This is a genomic window from Chitinophaga rhizosphaerae (assembly GCF_003958645.1).
Classification (GTDB): domain Bacteria; phylum Bacteroidota; class Bacteroidia; order Chitinophagales; family Chitinophagaceae; genus Chitinophaga; species Chitinophaga rhizosphaerae.
The window spans coordinates 226616-243304 of sequence record NZ_RXLO01000002.1; the positions used below are offsets into that span (position 1 = coordinate 226616).

10 protein-coding genes are annotated in these 16689 nt (G+C 56.2%); 2 read left to right on the plus strand and 8 right to left on the minus strand.

Annotated elements, in window-relative coordinates; translation table 11 throughout:
* Positions 1-2 precede the first annotated feature (2 nt).
* Both EJ361_RS04475 and EJ361_RS04480 read left to right on the plus strand, forming a co-directional pair.
* Positions 3-2081, plus strand: a complete 2079-nt coding sequence (locus EJ361_RS04475) for a M3 family metallopeptidase (RefSeq protein WP_240646543.1) — start codon at positions 3-5, stop codon at positions 2079-2081.
* Positions 2082-2220: 139 nt separating this feature from the next.
* Entirely contained in the window at positions 2221-2607 is a 387-nt protein-coding gene (locus tag EJ361_RS04480; RefSeq protein WP_126244164.1) for a response regulator, read from the plus strand.
* On the opposite strand, the gene EJ361_RS04485 is transcribed toward EJ361_RS04480, so the two are convergent.
* The 8 genes from EJ361_RS04485 to EJ361_RS04520 form a co-directional block, all read right to left on the minus strand.
* Positions 2600-3424, minus strand: a complete 825-nt coding sequence (locus tag EJ361_RS04485) for a CheR family methyltransferase (protein WP_126244165.1) — start codon at positions 3422-3424, stop codon at positions 2600-2602. The two genes, EJ361_RS04480 and EJ361_RS04485, sit on opposite strands and share 8 nt — an antisense overlap.
* A gap of 9 nt (positions 3425-3433) precedes the next feature.
* Complete coding sequence (locus EJ361_RS04490; RefSeq protein WP_126244166.1) at positions 3434-7018, minus strand: response regulator; 3585 nt, start codon at positions 7016-7018, stop codon at positions 3434-3436.
* Positions 7015-8616, minus strand: coding sequence for a sensor histidine kinase (locus EJ361_RS04495; protein ID WP_126244167.1), 1602 nt, complete (start codon positions 8614-8616; stop codon positions 7015-7017). The genes EJ361_RS04490 and EJ361_RS04495 overlap by 4 nt, the downstream gene beginning before the upstream one ends.
* A gap of 195 nt (positions 8617-8811) precedes the next feature.
* Complete coding sequence (locus EJ361_RS04500; RefSeq protein WP_126244168.1) at positions 8812-9912, minus strand: efflux RND transporter periplasmic adaptor subunit; 1101 nt, start codon at positions 9910-9912, stop codon at positions 8812-8814.
* Entirely contained in the window at positions 9896-13129 is a 3234-nt protein-coding gene (locus EJ361_RS04505) for an efflux RND transporter permease subunit (RefSeq protein WP_126244169.1), read from the minus strand. Before EJ361_RS04505 ends, EJ361_RS04500 begins: the two co-directional genes overlap by 17 nt.
* A gap of 12 nt (positions 13130-13141) precedes the next feature.
* Entirely contained in the window at positions 13142-14539 is a 1398-nt protein-coding gene (locus EJ361_RS04510) for a TolC family protein (protein WP_126244764.1), read from the minus strand.
* Between the two features lie 37 nt (positions 14540-14576).
* On the minus strand, positions 14577-15902 hold the full coding sequence (locus tag EJ361_RS04515) for a sensor histidine kinase (RefSeq protein WP_126244170.1): 1326 nt from the start codon (positions 15900-15902) through the stop codon (positions 14577-14579).
* 6 nt (positions 15903-15908) lie between these two features.
* Complete coding sequence (locus EJ361_RS04520) at positions 15909-16592, minus strand: response regulator transcription factor (RefSeq protein WP_126244171.1); 684 nt, start codon at positions 16590-16592, stop codon at positions 15909-15911.
* Positions 16593-16689: the final 97 nt, after the last annotated feature.

Consider the following 16689-nt stretch of genomic DNA (forward strand, 5'->3'; position numbering starts at 1 on the left):
GTATGACGACAGGACCATCCGCCATGGCACAGGCGCCGGCAGCTACCAACCCGTTTCTGCAGGAATTCAACACCGCCTTCAAAGTACCGCCCTTCGCCGAAATCAGGGCCGAACATTTCTTGCCCGCGTTCGAGGAAGGCATCCGTCAGCAGCAACAGCGCATCGGCGCCATCACGATGCAGCGCAGCGTGCCCACTTTCGAAAATACCGTGGCCGCGCTGGAAAAAAGCGGGGATCTCCTCCGCAATGTGAGCGCCGTATTCTTCAACCTGACCTCGGCCAATACCAATCCGGACCTGGAAGGCATTTCCCGGCAGATCGCCCCGAAAATGGCCCAGAACAGCGACGATATCTATCTCAACCCAGCGCTTTTCCACCGCGTGAAAACCGTATACGAAAAACGCAACGCCTTACAACTCACACCCGAGCAACATCGCCTGCTCGAAAAAACCTATAAAGCCTTCGTGCGCAGCGGCGCCAATCTCGATGCCGCCAAACAGGCCCGGATGCGCGAGATCAATAAGGAAACCTCGCTGCTGACCGTGAAATTCGGCCAGCACCTGCTCGCGGAAACCAACCAGTTCGAGCTGATCGTCGACAACGAGGCCGACCTCGCCGGGCTCCCGGCTTCCCTGAAAACCGCCGCCGCCATCAGCGCCAAAGAAGCCGGCCAGGAAGGGAAATGGCGATTCACCCTGCACAACGCCAGCGTGATGCCGTTCCTCCAATACTCCGCCAACCGCCCCTTGCGCGAAAAAATGTACAAAGCCTACATCAACCGCTGCAACAATAACGACGAGCGCGACAACAAGGAAATCGCAGGCCGGCTGGCCAGCCTCCGTGCTGAAAAAGCCGGCATGCTCGGCTATGCCTCCCACGCCGATTTCGTGCTCGAAGAAAACATGGCCAAAACGCCCGCCCAGGCCAACGATCTCCTCAACCGCCTCTGGGAAGCCGCCCTGCCCGTAGCCAAAAACGAAGCCGCGGAAATGCAGCAGGTGATGGACCGGGAAGGAAAAGGTGAAAAGCTCGAAGCGTGGGACTGGTCTTACTACGCCGACAAAGTGCGCAAGGAAAAATACAACTACGACGCCGAAGAACTGCGCCCGTATTTCCAGCTGGAGAACGTGCGGGAAGGGGTTTTCGCCGTGGCTAAAAAGCTCTACGGCATTACATTCACCCAACTGAAAAACATTCCCGTTTACCAGGAAGACGTAGTGGCGTATGAAGTGAATGAAGCCAACGGCGACCATATCGGCGTGATCTATATGGACTTCTTCCCCCGCGGCTCCAAGCGCGGCGGCGCCTGGATGACTTCCTACCGCAAACAGGCCACCGAAAACGGGAAGCGCGTGGCGCCGGTGGTTTCCATCGTCTGCAACTTCACCAAACCTGCCGGCGACCAACCCGCCCTGCTCACGCCCGACGAAGTGGAAACCTTCTTCCACGAGTTCGGCCACGCCCTGCACGGGCTGCTGTCCAACGTCAGATACGAAACCCTCAGCGGCACCTCCGTTCCGCGCGACTTCGTAGAGCTGCCGTCACAGATCATGGAGCACTGGGCTTTTGAGCCGGAAGTGCTGAAAATGTACGCCAAACATTACAAAACCGGCGAACAACTCCCCGCATCCCTCGTGAAGAAAATGGACGACGCTTCCAAATTCAACCAGGGCTTCGTGACGGTAGAATACCTCGCCGCCTCGCTCCTCGATATGCAATACCATACCCTTGCTCCCGGCGAAAAGGTAGATCCGTTGCAATTTGAAAAGCATCAGATGGACAAACTGGGCCTCATCCCCCAGATCGCGCCGCGGTACCGCAGCACCTATTTCCAGCATATTTTCGCCGGCGGGTATTCTGCGGGATATTACAGCTACATCTGGTCTGAAGTGCTCGACAGCGATGCGTTCGCAGCGTTCAAGGAAACGGGCAATATCTTCGACCCCGCCACCGCCAACTCTTTCCGGAAAAACGTACTGGAAAAAGGAGGAACGGCCGAACCGATGGACCTCTACAAAGCGTTCAGGATGCGCGCACCGGAAGTGAAATTCCTCCTCAAAAACCGCGGATTGGAGAAATAATACATACATGCGAAAGGCCGGAGTCGATCTCCGGCCTTTTTGTATGTGGCAACTTATATAGTCAAACGTGTGCGCCTATTGGATTTAACTGTCTTTTTGTTACATTTGCTGATACTAAAAGACAAAACCCGTCCTGACGATGAAGCCAAAAATTAGCTGCCTTTTGATTGATGATGACAGGGACGATCAGGAAATATTTAAAATCGCCTTGCAGGATGTGAACGACGAAGTGCATTTTCTGGCTGCCGACGACGGCGTAGAAGGCCTTCAGCTCCTACAGTCGGGCGAACATGAAACGCCATCCTTCATCTTCCTCGATTTGAACATGCCAAGGATGACCGGCAAAGATTGCCTCGCAGCCATTCGCAGCCAGCCGAATTTATCGGGCATACCGGTCGTGATCTACTCCACTTCTTCCGACCCGAAAGACATCCAGGATACCAAAGCTCTTGGCGCCACGGACTACGTGGTGAAGCAATACAGCATCACGTCGCTGAAAGAAATCCTCCGTAAATTTTTCAATTGATTTTATTCCATATCCGCAACCGTTGCGGCAATTGCCTGTACCTCGGTGCTATCGGGGAATAGCGCAGGCTTTCCTTGGTGCCCAGCGCCAGGAACCCGCCCGTTTCCAGGCTGTCGTCGAACAACTGTAGCGCCTTGTTCTGGAGGTCTTTATCGAAATAAATGAGCACGTTCCTGCAAAGGATCAGCTGGAATTCGTTGAAAGACCGGTCTGTAGCAAGGTTATGGGGGGAAATGACCATCCGGCGGATGAGGTCTTCGCCGAATTTGGCCAGGTCGTATTTGGCGGTGTAATATTGACTGAAATCCTGTGTACCCCCCGACTGGATGTAGTTTTCCGAATACTGTTTCATGGACCTGAGCGGGAAGATCCCCTTCCGCACGTTCTCCAGCACCGCCGGATTGATGTCTGTAGCATACAAAAGCGACCGGTGCAGTAATCCCGCTTCGCGCAGCAGGATCGCCATGCTGTACACCTCTTCGCCCGTTGAGCAGCCGGCATGCCAGATGCGGATCAGCGGCGCATGCGCGATGGCCGGCAATACCTCCTTCCGCAGCAAACGGTAAAACGCCGGATCGCGGAACATCTCCGTCACGTTCACCGTCACTTCCTCCACGAAATGCCGGAAATACGTTTCATCGTCCAGCACGCGGCGGCGGAAATCGTCGAGGCTACCGAAGCGGTCGAGCGCAATGAGCCGGCCGAGGCGCCGCCGCAGCGAGGGGCGCGCATAATTGACGAAATTATACCCATGCGTCTCCAAGACATCGTACAGAAACCCGTCCAGCCACTCATCCTTCATATCTATCTGCTGCATTCGCATATTTTATTTTCCGGAATCGTATAACCATACCCGTAATAAAGACAGCAACTGGTCTATATCGACCGGTTTGCTGATATAGTCAGACGCGCCCGCCGCGATGCATTTCTCGCGGTCGCCCTTCATGGCCTTGGCCGTAACGGCGATCACAGGCAGGTGGCGCGTGGCCGGATCGGCTTTGATGCGGCGGGTGGATTCGTACCCGTCCATTTCGGGCATCATCATATCCATCAATACGATGTCTACGTCCCTGTTGTTCGATAAAAGTTGCAGTGCCTCGCTGCCGTCTGTCGCGGAAATGACTTTCATGCCGAAGCTTTCCAGCGCGCGGGTGAGCGAAAAAATGTTGCGTACATCATCATCTGCCAGCAGAATATTCTTCCCGCGGAGCACTTCCGCCAGCCTGCCGAGCCCATTGCCCGGGCGTTCCGCGTCTTTCTTCTCCCCTTCCACCAGGTGCAGGAAAAGCGAGACCTCGTCCATGATCCGCTGGTAAGAATTGGCGACTTTCACCACCACCGAATCGGCGTAACCGCGGATTTTCGATTCTTCGTCGCGGCTGAGGTTCTTGCCGGTGAACACGATGATGGGAATATTTTCCAGTCCGGGTTCCCGCTTCACCTGCTCCAGCGTTTCGTAAGAACGGGCGTGGGAAACGCCCATATCCAGGATCACGCAGTTCACTTCCTGCTTCTGCAGCGATTCCAGGCTGCCGCTGATATCGTTCCGGATCTCGGTGTTGACTTTATAGTTTTCGAGGAAATACGCCAGGGCCTTCGCATGTTGCAGGTTTTCTTCCACGATGAGCACCTTGCGCGGGTTTTCGTGGAGCATGAACTCGATCTTCCGGAAGATATCGTCCATCTTGTCGAAGGTCAGCGGTTTATCGATGAAGTCTACCGCGCCTTTGGACAAACTTTTAAACCGCGCCTGGAAGGCAGACATGATGTGGACGGGAATGTGGCGGGTGGCCGGATGGCTCTTCAGTTCCTCCATCACTTCCCAACCGTCTTTGACGGGCAGTTGAATATCGAGGAGGATGCCGGCGGGGAGGAATTGTTCGGCGAGGGATTGCGCCTCGTCGCCGCGGACCGTCACGATGCCCTTGTACCCCTTGCCCCGGGTGAATTCGAGCAGCGACCGCGCAAAATTCAGATCGTCTTCCACGATGAGGATGCATTTGTCGCCCGGTTTCATCGCCGCACGGTCGTCTTCCACCGTTCCCACGGGAATGGCGTCGCTCACGAACCGCTGGCGGTATACGCTTTTCTCTTTGGCGGGCATCAGTTCGGAGGCCGAAAGCTTCTCCACTTTCCCGACTCCGGACGAAACGGGCAGCAGCACGGTGAACTGGCTTCCCTGACCCGGTTCGCTCACCAGCCTGATCTCGCCGCCCATGAGCCGCGCCAGTTCCCGGCTGATGGAAAGCCCCAGGCCCGTTCCGCCGAATCGCCGGCGCGTGGAGCCGTCTTCCTGCTGGAATGCCTCGAACACCACGTCCTGCTTGTCTGCGGCGATGCCGATACCGGTATCCGCCACGGTGAATGCGATAGTATTGGTATAATCCGCCGGGCGCCAGGCGCGCAGCGTCACCCTGCCTTCGTCGGTAAATTTGATGGCGTTGCTGAGGAGGTTCCGGAGGATCTGGTCGAGCCGCTGACGGTCGGTCTCGAAAACGCCCTGCACGTCTTCCGCTATTTCCGTTCCGAAATCCACCCCTTTCTCCCGTGCCAGCGGTTCGAACAGTGCGCGCATGTCTTTCACCACTTCCTCCACACCCGCTTCCGTATACACCAAATCCATTTTCCCCGCCTCGATTTTGGACAGGTCCAGGATTTCGTCGATGAGCATGAGCAGTCCTTTCCCGGAATTCTGGATCACGCGGGCGTATTCGATCTGCTCAGCCGACAGGTTGCGCTCGTTATTCTCTACCATCAGCCGCGACAGCAGCAGGATGGAATTGAGCGGTGTCCGAAGTTCGTGCGACATATTCGCCAGAAACTCCGATTTATACTTCGTGCTTTGGGCAAGTTCTTCGGCTTTGCGCTGGATTTCGCGGTTGGAGTCTTTCACGAGGCGGTTGGTTTCTTCCAGCAGCCGCGCTCTTTCTTCCAGTTGGGAATTGGCATCTACCAGTTCTTCCTGCTGCGTGCGGAGCTCTTCTTCCGAGGCCTGCAGTTTTTCCGTCTGTGCTTCCAGTTCGCTGTTGGCATTTTCCAGTTCGTTGTGCTGGGCCTGCAGTTCTTCGGCCTGGCTCTGCGTTTCTTCCAGCAGTTCCTGGAGCCGCTTTCTGTTGTCGAGGATGTGGATGACGGTGCCGATATTGAGCACGGCCGATTCGAGGAACGATTTTTCCTGGTTGCTGAAACTACGCAGGGACGCCACTTCCAGCACACCCATCACTTTCCGTTCGTGATACAGCGGCAGTGCGATGACGGATTTCGGCTGGATGGCGCCGCAGCTGACCTGCATGCGCAGCAATCCTTCGGGAACGTCTTCCAGCACGATGGGCTTGCGGCTGAGGGCGCTTTGTCCCGCGAGCCCTTCGCCGAAGTTCAATACTTCTTCCAGGCCGTCGCTTTCCGCGGCATGCCGGCCATAAAGCCGCAGCCGTCCGCCTTCTTCGGCCACGTATACCGCGCCGGTGCTGCCATTGGTGTAAGGCACCACAAAGTCCAGCACGCGCCGGGCCAGCTCGTCGAGCTCATATTCGCCGATCATCTGGTCGTTGAGCGCCGCCACGCCGGATTGCAGCCATTCGCGGTCTGCCAGGTCGGTAAAGGATTTCTCGAGGGATGCGGCCATGCGGTTCAGGGAAACCGTCAGTTGGCCGAGACCGTCGTCTACTTCATCCGTAATACGGGCCGCATAATCGCCGGCCGATATTCTGGCGGCCACTTCCTGCGTCATATGGATGCGGCGGGTGATGTCTTCGTCTTTCTTCTCCAGTTCCTTCTGCAAAGCGATGCGTTGTTTGTAGTCGCCGTTGACTTTCAGGAAGGAAACGATGGTGATGAAAATAGCCACGATGGAAGCGATGAGCACGAAAACGGGCGTAGTGCCGGCGAACGCGTTCATCCGGCTGGTACGTTGGGCGAGGAGGTACTGTTCGGAAGTTTTCATTTCCGTGACGAGCATCCGCGCCCGGTCCATATGTTCCTTTCCGCGCTCCATATCGTCTACCGTGATTTCCGCGCCGCGCTTCTTTTTGTCGATATTATTATTGAGCACGGCCAGCCGCTGCCGGATGGCGAGCGTCAGCTCTTCTGCGGAAGCTTGCTGCCTGACGTTGTCGGCCGTCATTTCTTTCGTGAAGCGGATATGCCGCATGATGCTGTCTTCCGCCCCCCGGTAGGGTTCGAGGAATTCGCGGTCGCCGGTGATGAGGAAGCCGCGCTGACTGGTTTCCGCATCTTTCAGGTGGGAAAGCACATCGTCGAGATGGCGGATCACCTGGTTGGTATGTTCCACCCACTCCGCGCTGGAAATGAGATTGCGGATGCTGATGATGGACGCTGCCGATCCTGTAATAAGCAGGAATAGCGAGAACCCGAACCCGATGATGAGGTTGCGCTGGAAATTGGACTTCATGTATCGCTTGCTTGAGTATGGTTTTCGTGTTGATGTTGATGAACGGGCAGTACGATCGTAAATACCGATCCTTCGCCTTCGCGGCTGCTGGCTGTTACCAGTCCGCCGTGGGTATCGACGATCTTTTTCACGATGGCCAGCCCGATGCCCGTTCCTTCGAATTCGTTGCGGCCGTGCAGCCGCTGGAAGATGACAAAGATCTTGTCGAGATACCGTTCGTCGAACCCGATGCCGTTATCCCTGACGGTGATGCGGCAATAGGCCCCTTCGGCAGCAGGCTCACCGGTTACAGACAGTTCCTCCGTTCTTTCGGCGACCACGCTGATTTCCGGCGGAACGCCGTGGCGGGAGAATTTCAGGGCGTTGCTGAGGATGTTCTGGAACACCTGCCGCATCTGCGAAGGGATGGCGAGGAGCAATGGTACGTTTTCCATCCGGATCACGGCGCCTTTTTCGCGGACGAGCAGCTCCATATCGTCGAGGATATCGCGGAGGATGGCGTTGACGTCGGTAGCGCGGAATTGTCCGCCGATGGAGATCTTGGAATATTCCAGCACGTCGGTGATGAGGCTGTTCATGCGCGCGGCGGAAGACACGATCTTGCTGAGGTAATGTTCTGCTTCGGGCGCTTCCGTCCCGAATTTGCCGCTGATGAGGTTGCTGAATACCTGGATTTTCCGGAGGGGCTCCTTCAGGTCGTGCGAGGCCACGTATGCGAATTGCTGGAGCTCGTGGTTGCTGTATTCCAGGTCGTGATTGGCCTGTTGGAGTTCGCGGGTCCGTTCGTCTACACGGTTTTCCAGCAGCTGGTTGATCATTTTCTGTTCGTGGATATCGGTGAAGATGCAGACCCACTTCCCGATGGCGCCCTCTTTCCACACCGGCGTCAAACTGAAAAGATGATACCTGAAATCCGTTTCCCCGATGGGCCGGATCCGCACTTCGCAAACTTCCTGCTGGCCAGACGCCATGGCTTTGGCGATGCATTCCGGCAGGGAGGTTTCCCCCTCCGGCGTAACCGGCAAGGTTTCCAGCGAATCCGCGTACCGGTACCAATACCGGTTGGCGAACTCGATCTGGCCCGAAGGCCCGAGCGTGAACGCGATCTGCTGGATGGATTCGAGGATGGAACGAAGCTCTTCCAGGCTGTGCGACAACGCTTCCTGCGCCGCTTTCCTTTCCATGACTTCCTGCCGCAACGCTTCCTGCGCTTCATGCAGTTCGCGTGTTTGCTGGTGAAGACGGTAAAAGGTGCTCACTTTGAGGAGGAGGATTTCCGGATCTACGGGCTTGGTAATATAATCCAGCCCGCCCGACGAATAGCCGCGGGTAATGAACCGCTTTTCCACGCTCACGGCGGAAAGGAAGATAATGGGGATGTCTTTCGACTTGCTGTAGCCTGTGATCGCTTCTGCAACTTCGAACCCGTCCATTTCCGGCATCTGCACATCGAGGATGATGAGAAAATAGGTATTGCGCAGTATTTTCCGCAAAGCTTCCTCGCCCGAGGAGGCCGTATCCACTTTGAAATGATTCACTTCCAGAAGTTGCTGCAGGGAATAGAGATTCTCAGGCCTGTCGTCTACGATTAATATCATATTGGCTGAATAAAGCGGCTGAAAATTATTCAATTTTCAAACAACGGGACTGTGGATTCTTCTCTACACTTAATGAATTGGTTTACAGTGCAATAAGTTGAAATTTCCATGGCATGGTTTTTAATACCGGCATAAAAAAAGGAACAGCGCCTATCACTGCGCTGCTCCTGTCTACTGGCCACTCATTGATTCGTATCACTTCTTGATCGTAACGGCAGATCCGTTCCTGATTTCGTCGTTGGCCTTTTCCACAAGCATATCTCCATCGCGGAGGTTTCCGAATATTTCCGTTTTGCCGTCGGCTTCGCGGCCTTTCTGCACGTCTACCCATTCCGATTTATTGCCGTTCACGCGGATGACGAATATTTTTTCGGTGGAATTGACCACGGCGGTGGAGGGAACCACGAACACGCTGTCTGCCGTTGCCAGCGGGATGTGCACTTCGGCCACCATGCCGGGCAGGAGGAGTTTATCGTTGTTCAGGACGTCCATTTCCACGCGTTGCGAGCGCAGCCGGGCATCGAGCGCGCCGGCGAGGCGGTTGATAATGGCGTCGAATTCACGGTTGCCGAGGGATTTGATCACGAATTTCACGGCGCTTTTTTCTTTCAGGTACGGCGTATATGCTTCGGGAACGGTTACTACGAGGCGCAGTTTCTTCTGTTCCTGCAGCGTGAACAGCGGCATTTCCGAACCTTTGCCCGAAGGCCCCACGTATGCGCCGGCGCTCACGTTGCGCGCGCTGATCACCCCGGAAAAGGGCGCCCTGATCTCCAGGTAATTCCGCTGGTCGGCGATTTCGCGATAGGCGGCCCGGGCGGCCTCTTTCTGCGCAAAATCGCTCTGCTGCCTGGCGAAAGCCATGTCCAGGTCGTTCTGCGACACCGTTCCGGGCGTGAGGCTGGTTTGATATAATCTGTCGTAATTGGCTTTGCTGGCGAGGTACACGGCTTCCTGCGAGCGCAGGCGCGATTCGGCGCCAGACAGGGCGCTTCCCAGTTCGGGGGCTTCCATGGTGGCCAGCACCTGGCCCGCCTGTACGGTAGCGCCTACGTCTACATTGAGTTTGCGGACGAAGCTGTTCACCTTCGCGTAGAGGTCTACCTGCTGAAAAGCCTGCAACTCTCCCGGCGTTCTCAGGGATGCGGAGAAGATCGCTTTCCCGAGCGGAAAGGCGGTGACGGCGGTGGCCGTTTCCACTTTCGTATTTTCCGGTTTGCTCTGCGAAACGCCGCAACCGGCAAGCCAGATGGCCGCTGCAAGGGCGAGGCCCGGCGTTTTATTGATTGTGATCATACAGGGAAGGTATATAGTGTTTACTGTCTTTGTTTTCTGGATTAAGGGAAACGCTTTGCGTGGATGCGGATTTCATCACCCATCCGAACACCAGCGGGAGCATCACGAGCGCCGCCACCGTAGAGGCTACCAGTCCGCCGATAACCGCGCGGCCCAGCGGGCTTACCTGGTCGCCGCCTTCGCCGTGCCCGATGGCCATGGGGATCATGCCCACCACCATCGCGAGGCTCGTCATGAGGATCGGGCGGAGCCGCAGCGCGGCGGCTTCCCTGGCCGATGCCAGCGCGTCGCCGTTATGTTTGCGCAAATGCTCCGCGTTCGTGATCAGCAGCACCGCGTTGGAAATGGATACGCCGACAGACATGATGATGCCCATGTACGATTGCAGGTTCAGCGTACTGCCCGTGATGCGCAGCAACAGCAACGAACCCAGGATCACCGCAGGCACCGTGGTCAGCACTACGAACGATACGCGGAACGACTGGAAATTGGCGGTCAGCATGAGGAATATCACCACGATCGCCACGATCAGGCCGCTTTGCAGGCTGCTCAGCGTTTCGGTGAGCGTATTGCTCAGGCCCACGGGCTCCATCGTTAAACCGCGGGGCAGCTCGCCCAGGGAGGCGATGGCGGCTTTTACGTCTTCGCTGGCGGTACCGAGGTCGGTATCGTTGAGGTTCGCGGTCACGGAGATCATGGGCATGGCGCCGAGGTTGTCGTTCTCTCCGTAAGTGGTTCCCGGGGTAAGGGTGGCCACGTCTCCCAGCACGGGGCGCGATGCGTTTTTCATGAGCGGGATCTCGGCGATCTCATCGATGCTGTTCATTTTGTTTTCCGGCACCACCACCTGCACGCTGTAGCTGAGGTTCGTTTTCTCATCCACCCAAACATTCTTTTCCGTTAACCGGCTGGAAGATGTGGATGCGATGAGCGAACGGGTAACGTCCGTCATATCAGCGCCCAGCTGCGCCAGCCGCGTACGGTCTACCTCGATGTTGATAGACGGGTATTTGGTGGATTGCTGCAACTGCACGTCGCGCATGTAGTGGATCGCTTTCAGTTTATCGATGATCTTGTTGGCGTATGCTTCGTTCAGCTTTTTATTCCTCCCGGAAATGCGCACCTCTACCGGCGTGGGGGAACCCTGGCTGAGGATTTTATCGGTCAGCTCGATCGGTTCGAAAGACAGTGTCATGTCGGGCACTTTTTCCTTCAGCGCGGCACGCAGCTGTTCCTTCAGTCCTTCCAGCTCGAAATGTTTGTCCTTGTTCAGGCTCACCTGCAGCACGGCTTCGTGCGGCCCGGCCATGAACAGGTAGATCGGGCTCACGGAGAACAGCGCGGGGTGCTGGCCTACATAAGACGAGGTGATGCTGATATTTTCCTTGCCGATGACGTTTTCGATGGTATGGATGGCGCGGAGCGTTTTTTCTTCCGTCCTTTCCATCCGCGTCCCCTCTTCCGCGCGCAGCCTGATCTGGAACTGGCCGCCGTTGGTGCGCGGGAGCACGTCTCGCCCGATGCCGCTCAACAGCCAGAACGCGATACCGCTGATGATGACGAGGTACGCGATCACCACGGGTTTGCGGACGGGCATGAGCCGGTCTATCAGTTTCATGAAACGGTTCCGGAATTTCTCGAAGCCGCTCACTTTCCCGTCGTTATTGAAATCGGCACGTTCCACGAGCACTTTCTTCTGGTCCCAGGTATCGTTTTCGTTGGCGGGAACATGTCCTTTCTTATGTGCTTTCATGATCCAGTTGGCCATAACCGGCACAAACGTCTGTGAAAGGAAGTAGGAAGTGATCATGGAGAAGCCGATCGCAAGTGCCAGCGGGAGGAACAGTGAACCGGGAATGCCTTTCATGGTGAAGGCTGGCGCGAACACGGCGAGGATACAGAACAGGATCAGCAGTTTCGGGAAAGCGATTTCCTTACATGCGTCCCAAATGGCGAGAGCCTTGGGTTTGCCCATGTCGAAGTGCTGGTGGATGTTCTCGATCGTGACCGTGCTTTCATCCACCAATATCCCGATGGCGAGGGCGAGGCCGCTCAATGTCATGATGTTGATGGTTTGACCGAAGAGGCTCAAAAACAGTACGCCCGAAATGATCGACACGGGAATGGTGAGGATCACGATGAGCGCGCCGCGGAGGTCTCCCAGAAACAGGACCACCATCAGACCCGTGAGGATCGCGCCGATGATGCCTTCCGTCACGAGACTTTTCACGGCGTTCATCACGTAAGTGCTCTGGTCGAATTCGTAACTGAGCGTTACGTCTTCCGGCAACTGCGCCTGCAGCCGCGGGATGGCTTTCTTCAGATTCTGTACCACTTCCCAGGTGGAGGCGTCGGCCGATTTGGCGACGTTCAGGTATACAGACCGGCGGCCGTTCACGAGGGCGTACCCCGCGGCAATATCCGCCCCGTCCTCTACCGTGGCCACATCGCGGAGGAAAAGCGTCTGCACGCCGCCTTTGAACAGCGGCAGGCTCTCGAAATCCTTGATGCTCCTGACGGTCGTATTCGTAGGTGTGATGTAGTTTTTGTCGCCGATGCGCACGTTGCCCGAAGGCGCCACCTGGTTATTCAACCGGAGCGCTTCCACGAGCTGGTCGGGCGTAAGGTGATGGATGCGCAGCAGCTCGGGGTCTGCCTTGATCACCACGGTACGGATGTTGCCCCCGAACGGCGGCGGCGCCACCAGGCCGGGGATGGAGGTGAACGATGCGCGGACGTACACGTTCGCCATATCCATCAGTTCGTTGTTGGTCCGCTTGTCGGAACTGAGCACGAGCTCACCTACCGGCAGCGTAGACGCATCGAACCGGATGATGAACGGCGGCTGGGAGCCGGGCGGGAAAATGGCCTGGGCGCGGTTGGAGAATGCAGACACTTCCGCCGCGGCCTGGCTCATATTGGTGCCTTCGTAGAAGTTGAGCTTCATGAGCGTGAGGCCCTGTACGTTTTTCGTTTCGATGGATTTTACACCGTTCACGAACAGCAGGATGTTCACGTATTGCTTGGCGAAGAAGGCTTCCATCTGGTTGGGCGTGTATCCGCCGAATGGGTGCGCGATGTAGAGCACCGGCATGTCGAGCTTGGGGAAGATGTCGACTTTCACTTCCCGCACCGCTTTCACGCCGAAGAAAAACAATCCCGCCACCAGTACGAGGATGGTGATCGGTTTGTCTAGCGCGCTTTTGATGAGTCCCATTATCTGCTATGATTAAAATTCGTTGATAAATAATCCGAAATCCCCTGCGGCCGCCGATTTCAGCAGCAGCGCCTGCCACACGTTGCTATACGCCACGTCGCGGTCGGTTTCCGCGCGGTTGAGGGTATACAGCGCCTGGGTGACGTCTACCAGCGTGCTCAGCCCGTTCCTGTACATCACGGTTTTCTGGAGATAGGCGTCAGACGCGGATTTGATCTGCACGATGGCTTCGCGGTATGTGTCCAGCGCGTTTTTCATTTTGGCATCCGCGAGCGACAACTGTGCTTTCAGTTGCTGGTCTACTACTTCCATTTCATTTTGCAATGCTTTGGACGTGTACGCCTGTGCGCCGAGCTGCTTGTTCACCCGCAAGATATTGGTCAGGTTCCAGGTGACGCCCAGGCCCAGCAGGTAGTTGGTGCGGGTGGGCTTCACGCCGTCCCAGTAATTATGCGTGAAAGCGGTATGGTCGGTGATGTATTCCGCCCGGAACCCAGATCCGCGGGTCTGGATAATGCTGAAAACGCTGAACGCGGGATATTGCAGGGTACGGATGTACTTTTCCTGCTCCCGGCTCAGTTGGATGCGGCTTTGGTAAAACTGAAGGACGGGATGCGCATCCGTCTGCATGGCCACGGTATCCGTCACCACCACCGGCAAACGGGTGAGGATGAGCGAATCGAGGACGAACGGCTGTGGCGCGAGGCCCATGAGCTGCGCGAGCAGGTTAGCCTGTTCCTGCTCCACATCGCGCGAGCGGGTGAGGGAAATGCGGGCACTGGCCACTTCCGCGTTGGCAAGGGAAGAATCCACCCCGGCGATGAGGCCGTTCCTGGCGCGGCGCGTTACCACGGAACGGAAAGTATCGGCCCGCTCGAGGTTGCGCTCCCAGGCGGCGCTGAGGCGCTGGGCGGCCAACAGGTTCAGATAAGCGCCGGCCACTTTCACTTCGTGCCGGAATTGTTCCTGCTGGAAGTCGCGCTCGTCGCGGTGCGCGAGCTGCTGTGCGGCTTTGATCTTTTCCTTCATCCTGCCGAACGCGAAAAATTCCCAGTTCATATTGGCCAGGTAGAGCGCCCCGAAAGCGGCGTTCCAGTTTTGCTCCGGCATGGCCATACCGGAAGAAGCTACGCCCAGACCGCCGAAACCGTACAGCGGACCGTTCTGTCCGTTGATGGTACCATAGTCTTGCTGGGCAGACACGCTGAAGTTGGGCAGATAATCCCGGCGGGCCTGTTCTGCAGCGGCTTTGGAGGCGTTGACGTAGTTGGCTTTTGCCTTGATGGAACCGTAGTTGTTCAGTGCCGTTCGTACAGCATCTTTCAGGGTCAGCACCTGCGCGCGGGCGCCGGTGGAACCGGTGAGAAGGATAACAGACAACAGCAGATGAACAGGATAGCGTGATGTCATCTGTTTCAAAAATGAGCGATTTTAAAGCATGGCAGCCTTACAGCTGAGTTTTCTCATGCAAAGAGCGCGCATCATTCTGAAGCAATTTTGAAGAAGTGAAAGTGGCGGGAAAATCGATCGAAATTATGTGATGACCGGTTTTAAACCGGTATTCAATGGTAAAGTTGTTCATGTCGCATATTTGCTTCACGATAGACAGGCCGATGCCCACGGAGCTCTGGCACTTGGCCCCCTTCCTGAACCGCTGGAACATCTCTTCCGGCGGCCCCTGGGGCTCCAGGCCGGTATTGGCGATCACGAGCCGGCGGCTCGTCAGCTCCACGGAAATATGACCGCCGGCGTAATTATGGCGGATGGCGTTGCCGATGAGGTTGTTCAGTAAAATGTCTACCAGGGCCGTATGGAGCTTCACTTCCACCTTTTCCTCGATGCGGTAATCCATCGTCAGCCCCTTGATGGTCACCAGATCGCAGAAGGTATTGACCGTTTCCCGGGCGTACCGGGAAAAGTCGAGCAGTTCCCGGCATTCGAACTCGTTGTTTTCCAGGCGTGCCAGCAGCACGAGGCTCTTGTTGATCTTCGTGAGCCGGTCTACCGCGTTCTGCATGTCGGAAATGAGGATGGCCTGTTCGCCTTCAATGTTGTATTCGGACATGAGCTCCAGCTTGCTGCGGATGATCGCCAGCGGGGTTTGCAGTTCGTGGGAGGCGTTCTCGGAAAATTCTTTCAGGGAAATATAATCGTCCACCGCCTTGTCGGTCATTTTACCGACGAACTTGTTCAGTTCGTTGAACTCTTTGGTGCGGGTGGGCTTGAAGTCGAGCTTGGTGCGCGACCGCAGGTTAAAATGCTGCAGTTTCTTGAGGGTGTTGTAAAAAGGCGCCAGCACCAGCCTGGAAGCCAGGCGCGCCGTGAGCACGATCAGGCCTATCAATATTGCCAGCTTCCACAAAATACTGGTCCGCAAACCGGTCAGGATCTGTTCGGAACGGGTCACGTAATCCCCCGAAATGATTTTATAACTCGTGCCGTTGATCATATGCCACGACGCCACGGTGATCTTCCGGTCGTAATCCTCCATATTGGGATCGTGCTTGACGTTGCGGTCGGAAATAAGGAAGAAATCCGCCGGCATGGTGGAATCCGACGGCGCCGCCTTGATCCGGCAGCCCTGCATGAACTCGCCGACTGCCTCTCCCCGCCCCAGCTGCTCCGCCGCACGGATGTTGACATGCTTCAGCCGCTCCACCGCCGCCCGGTCGATCTCCCCCTTGATGCTCTGGTAAGTGATAATACTGTTGATGGGGATGATCAGCATCGTAACGCCCAGGAACCACAACGTAAATCTGTCTACGATCTTCATGCGCTGTTATTGTCGGGATGTATTGAATTTATATCCCAGCCCGTACACCGTGCCGATATAATCCGTCCCGTTGGCGGAACTGATTTTCTTGCGGATGTTTTTCACATGCTGGTACACGAAATCGAAGTTGTTCAGGTTGTCGGTATAATCGCCCCAAAGGTGCGCGGCGATCGACTGGCGCGAAAGCACCCTGTTCTTGTTGACCATGAAATACATGAGGAGGTCGAATTCCTTCCGGGTCATATCCAGCAGCATGCCGTTCACCCAGGCTTCGAACGTGTCGATGTTGAGGGTGATCTCGTTGAAGGCGATGATATTGCTGCCGCCCAGTGTTTTCCGCCGGTAAATGGCCCGGAGGCGGGCGTTCAGCTCCGGCATGTGGAAGGGCTTGGTCAGGTAATCGTCTGCCCCTTCTTCCAGCCCGATGATCTTGTCGTCCAGCGAATTCTTGGCGGAAAGGATGAGAATACTGCTTTGCATCCGCTCCTGGCGCATGAACCGGAGAATTTCCAGGCCGTTGCCGTCGGGCAGCATAATGTCGAGCAATACACAGTCGTACGGAAAGGAAATGAGCTTGTCCTGCGCATCGCGGATGTTGTAGCTCACTTCACAGATATACCCTTCCCGCGCCAGGAAGGCCGAGATGCTGCTTGCCAGCTCCACATTATCTTCTATCAGCAACACTTTCATGATCCGGCAAAATTACGCACAAATTTGAAGCAATTCTGAAGCAGCGAACCGTTTGGGCGTTCCGTGTGTTATCTCTAAGCTACTAACTACCTGAATT

Coding starts and splice junctions, on each gene's coding strand:
- EJ361_RS04475 (WP_240646543.1), top strand. CDS start 3: ATGACGACAGGACCATCCGCCATGGCACAGGCGCCGGCAGCTACCAAC.
- EJ361_RS04480 (WP_126244164.1), top strand. CDS start 2,221: ATGAAGCCAAAAATTAGCTGCCTTTTGATTGATGATGACAGGGACGAT.
- EJ361_RS04485 (WP_126244165.1), bottom strand. CDS start 3,424: ATGCAGCAGATAGATATGAAGGATGAGTGGCTGGACGGGTTTCTGTAC.
- EJ361_RS04490 (WP_126244166.1), bottom strand. CDS start 7,018: ATGAAGTCCAATTTCCAGCGCAACCTCATCATCGGGTTCGGGTTCTCG.
- EJ361_RS04495 (WP_126244167.1), bottom strand. CDS start 8,616: ATGATATTAATCGTAGACGACAGGCCTGAGAATCTCTATTCCCTGCAG.
- EJ361_RS04500 (WP_126244168.1), bottom strand. CDS start 9,912: ATGATCACAATCAATAAAACGCCGGGCCTCGCCCTTGCAGCGGCCATC.
- EJ361_RS04505 (WP_126244169.1), bottom strand. CDS start 13,129: ATGGGACTCATCAAAAGCGCGCTAGACAAACCGATCACCATCCTCGTA.
- EJ361_RS04510 (WP_126244764.1), bottom strand. CDS start 14,539: ATGACATCACGCTATCCTGTTCATCTGCTGTTGTCTGTTATCCTTCTC.
- EJ361_RS04515 (WP_126244170.1), bottom strand. CDS start 15,902: ATGAAGATCGTAGACAGATTTACGTTGTGGTTCCTGGGCGTTACGATG.
- EJ361_RS04520 (WP_126244171.1), bottom strand. CDS start 16,592: ATGAAAGTGTTGCTGATAGAAGATAATGTGGAGCTGGCAAGCAGCATC.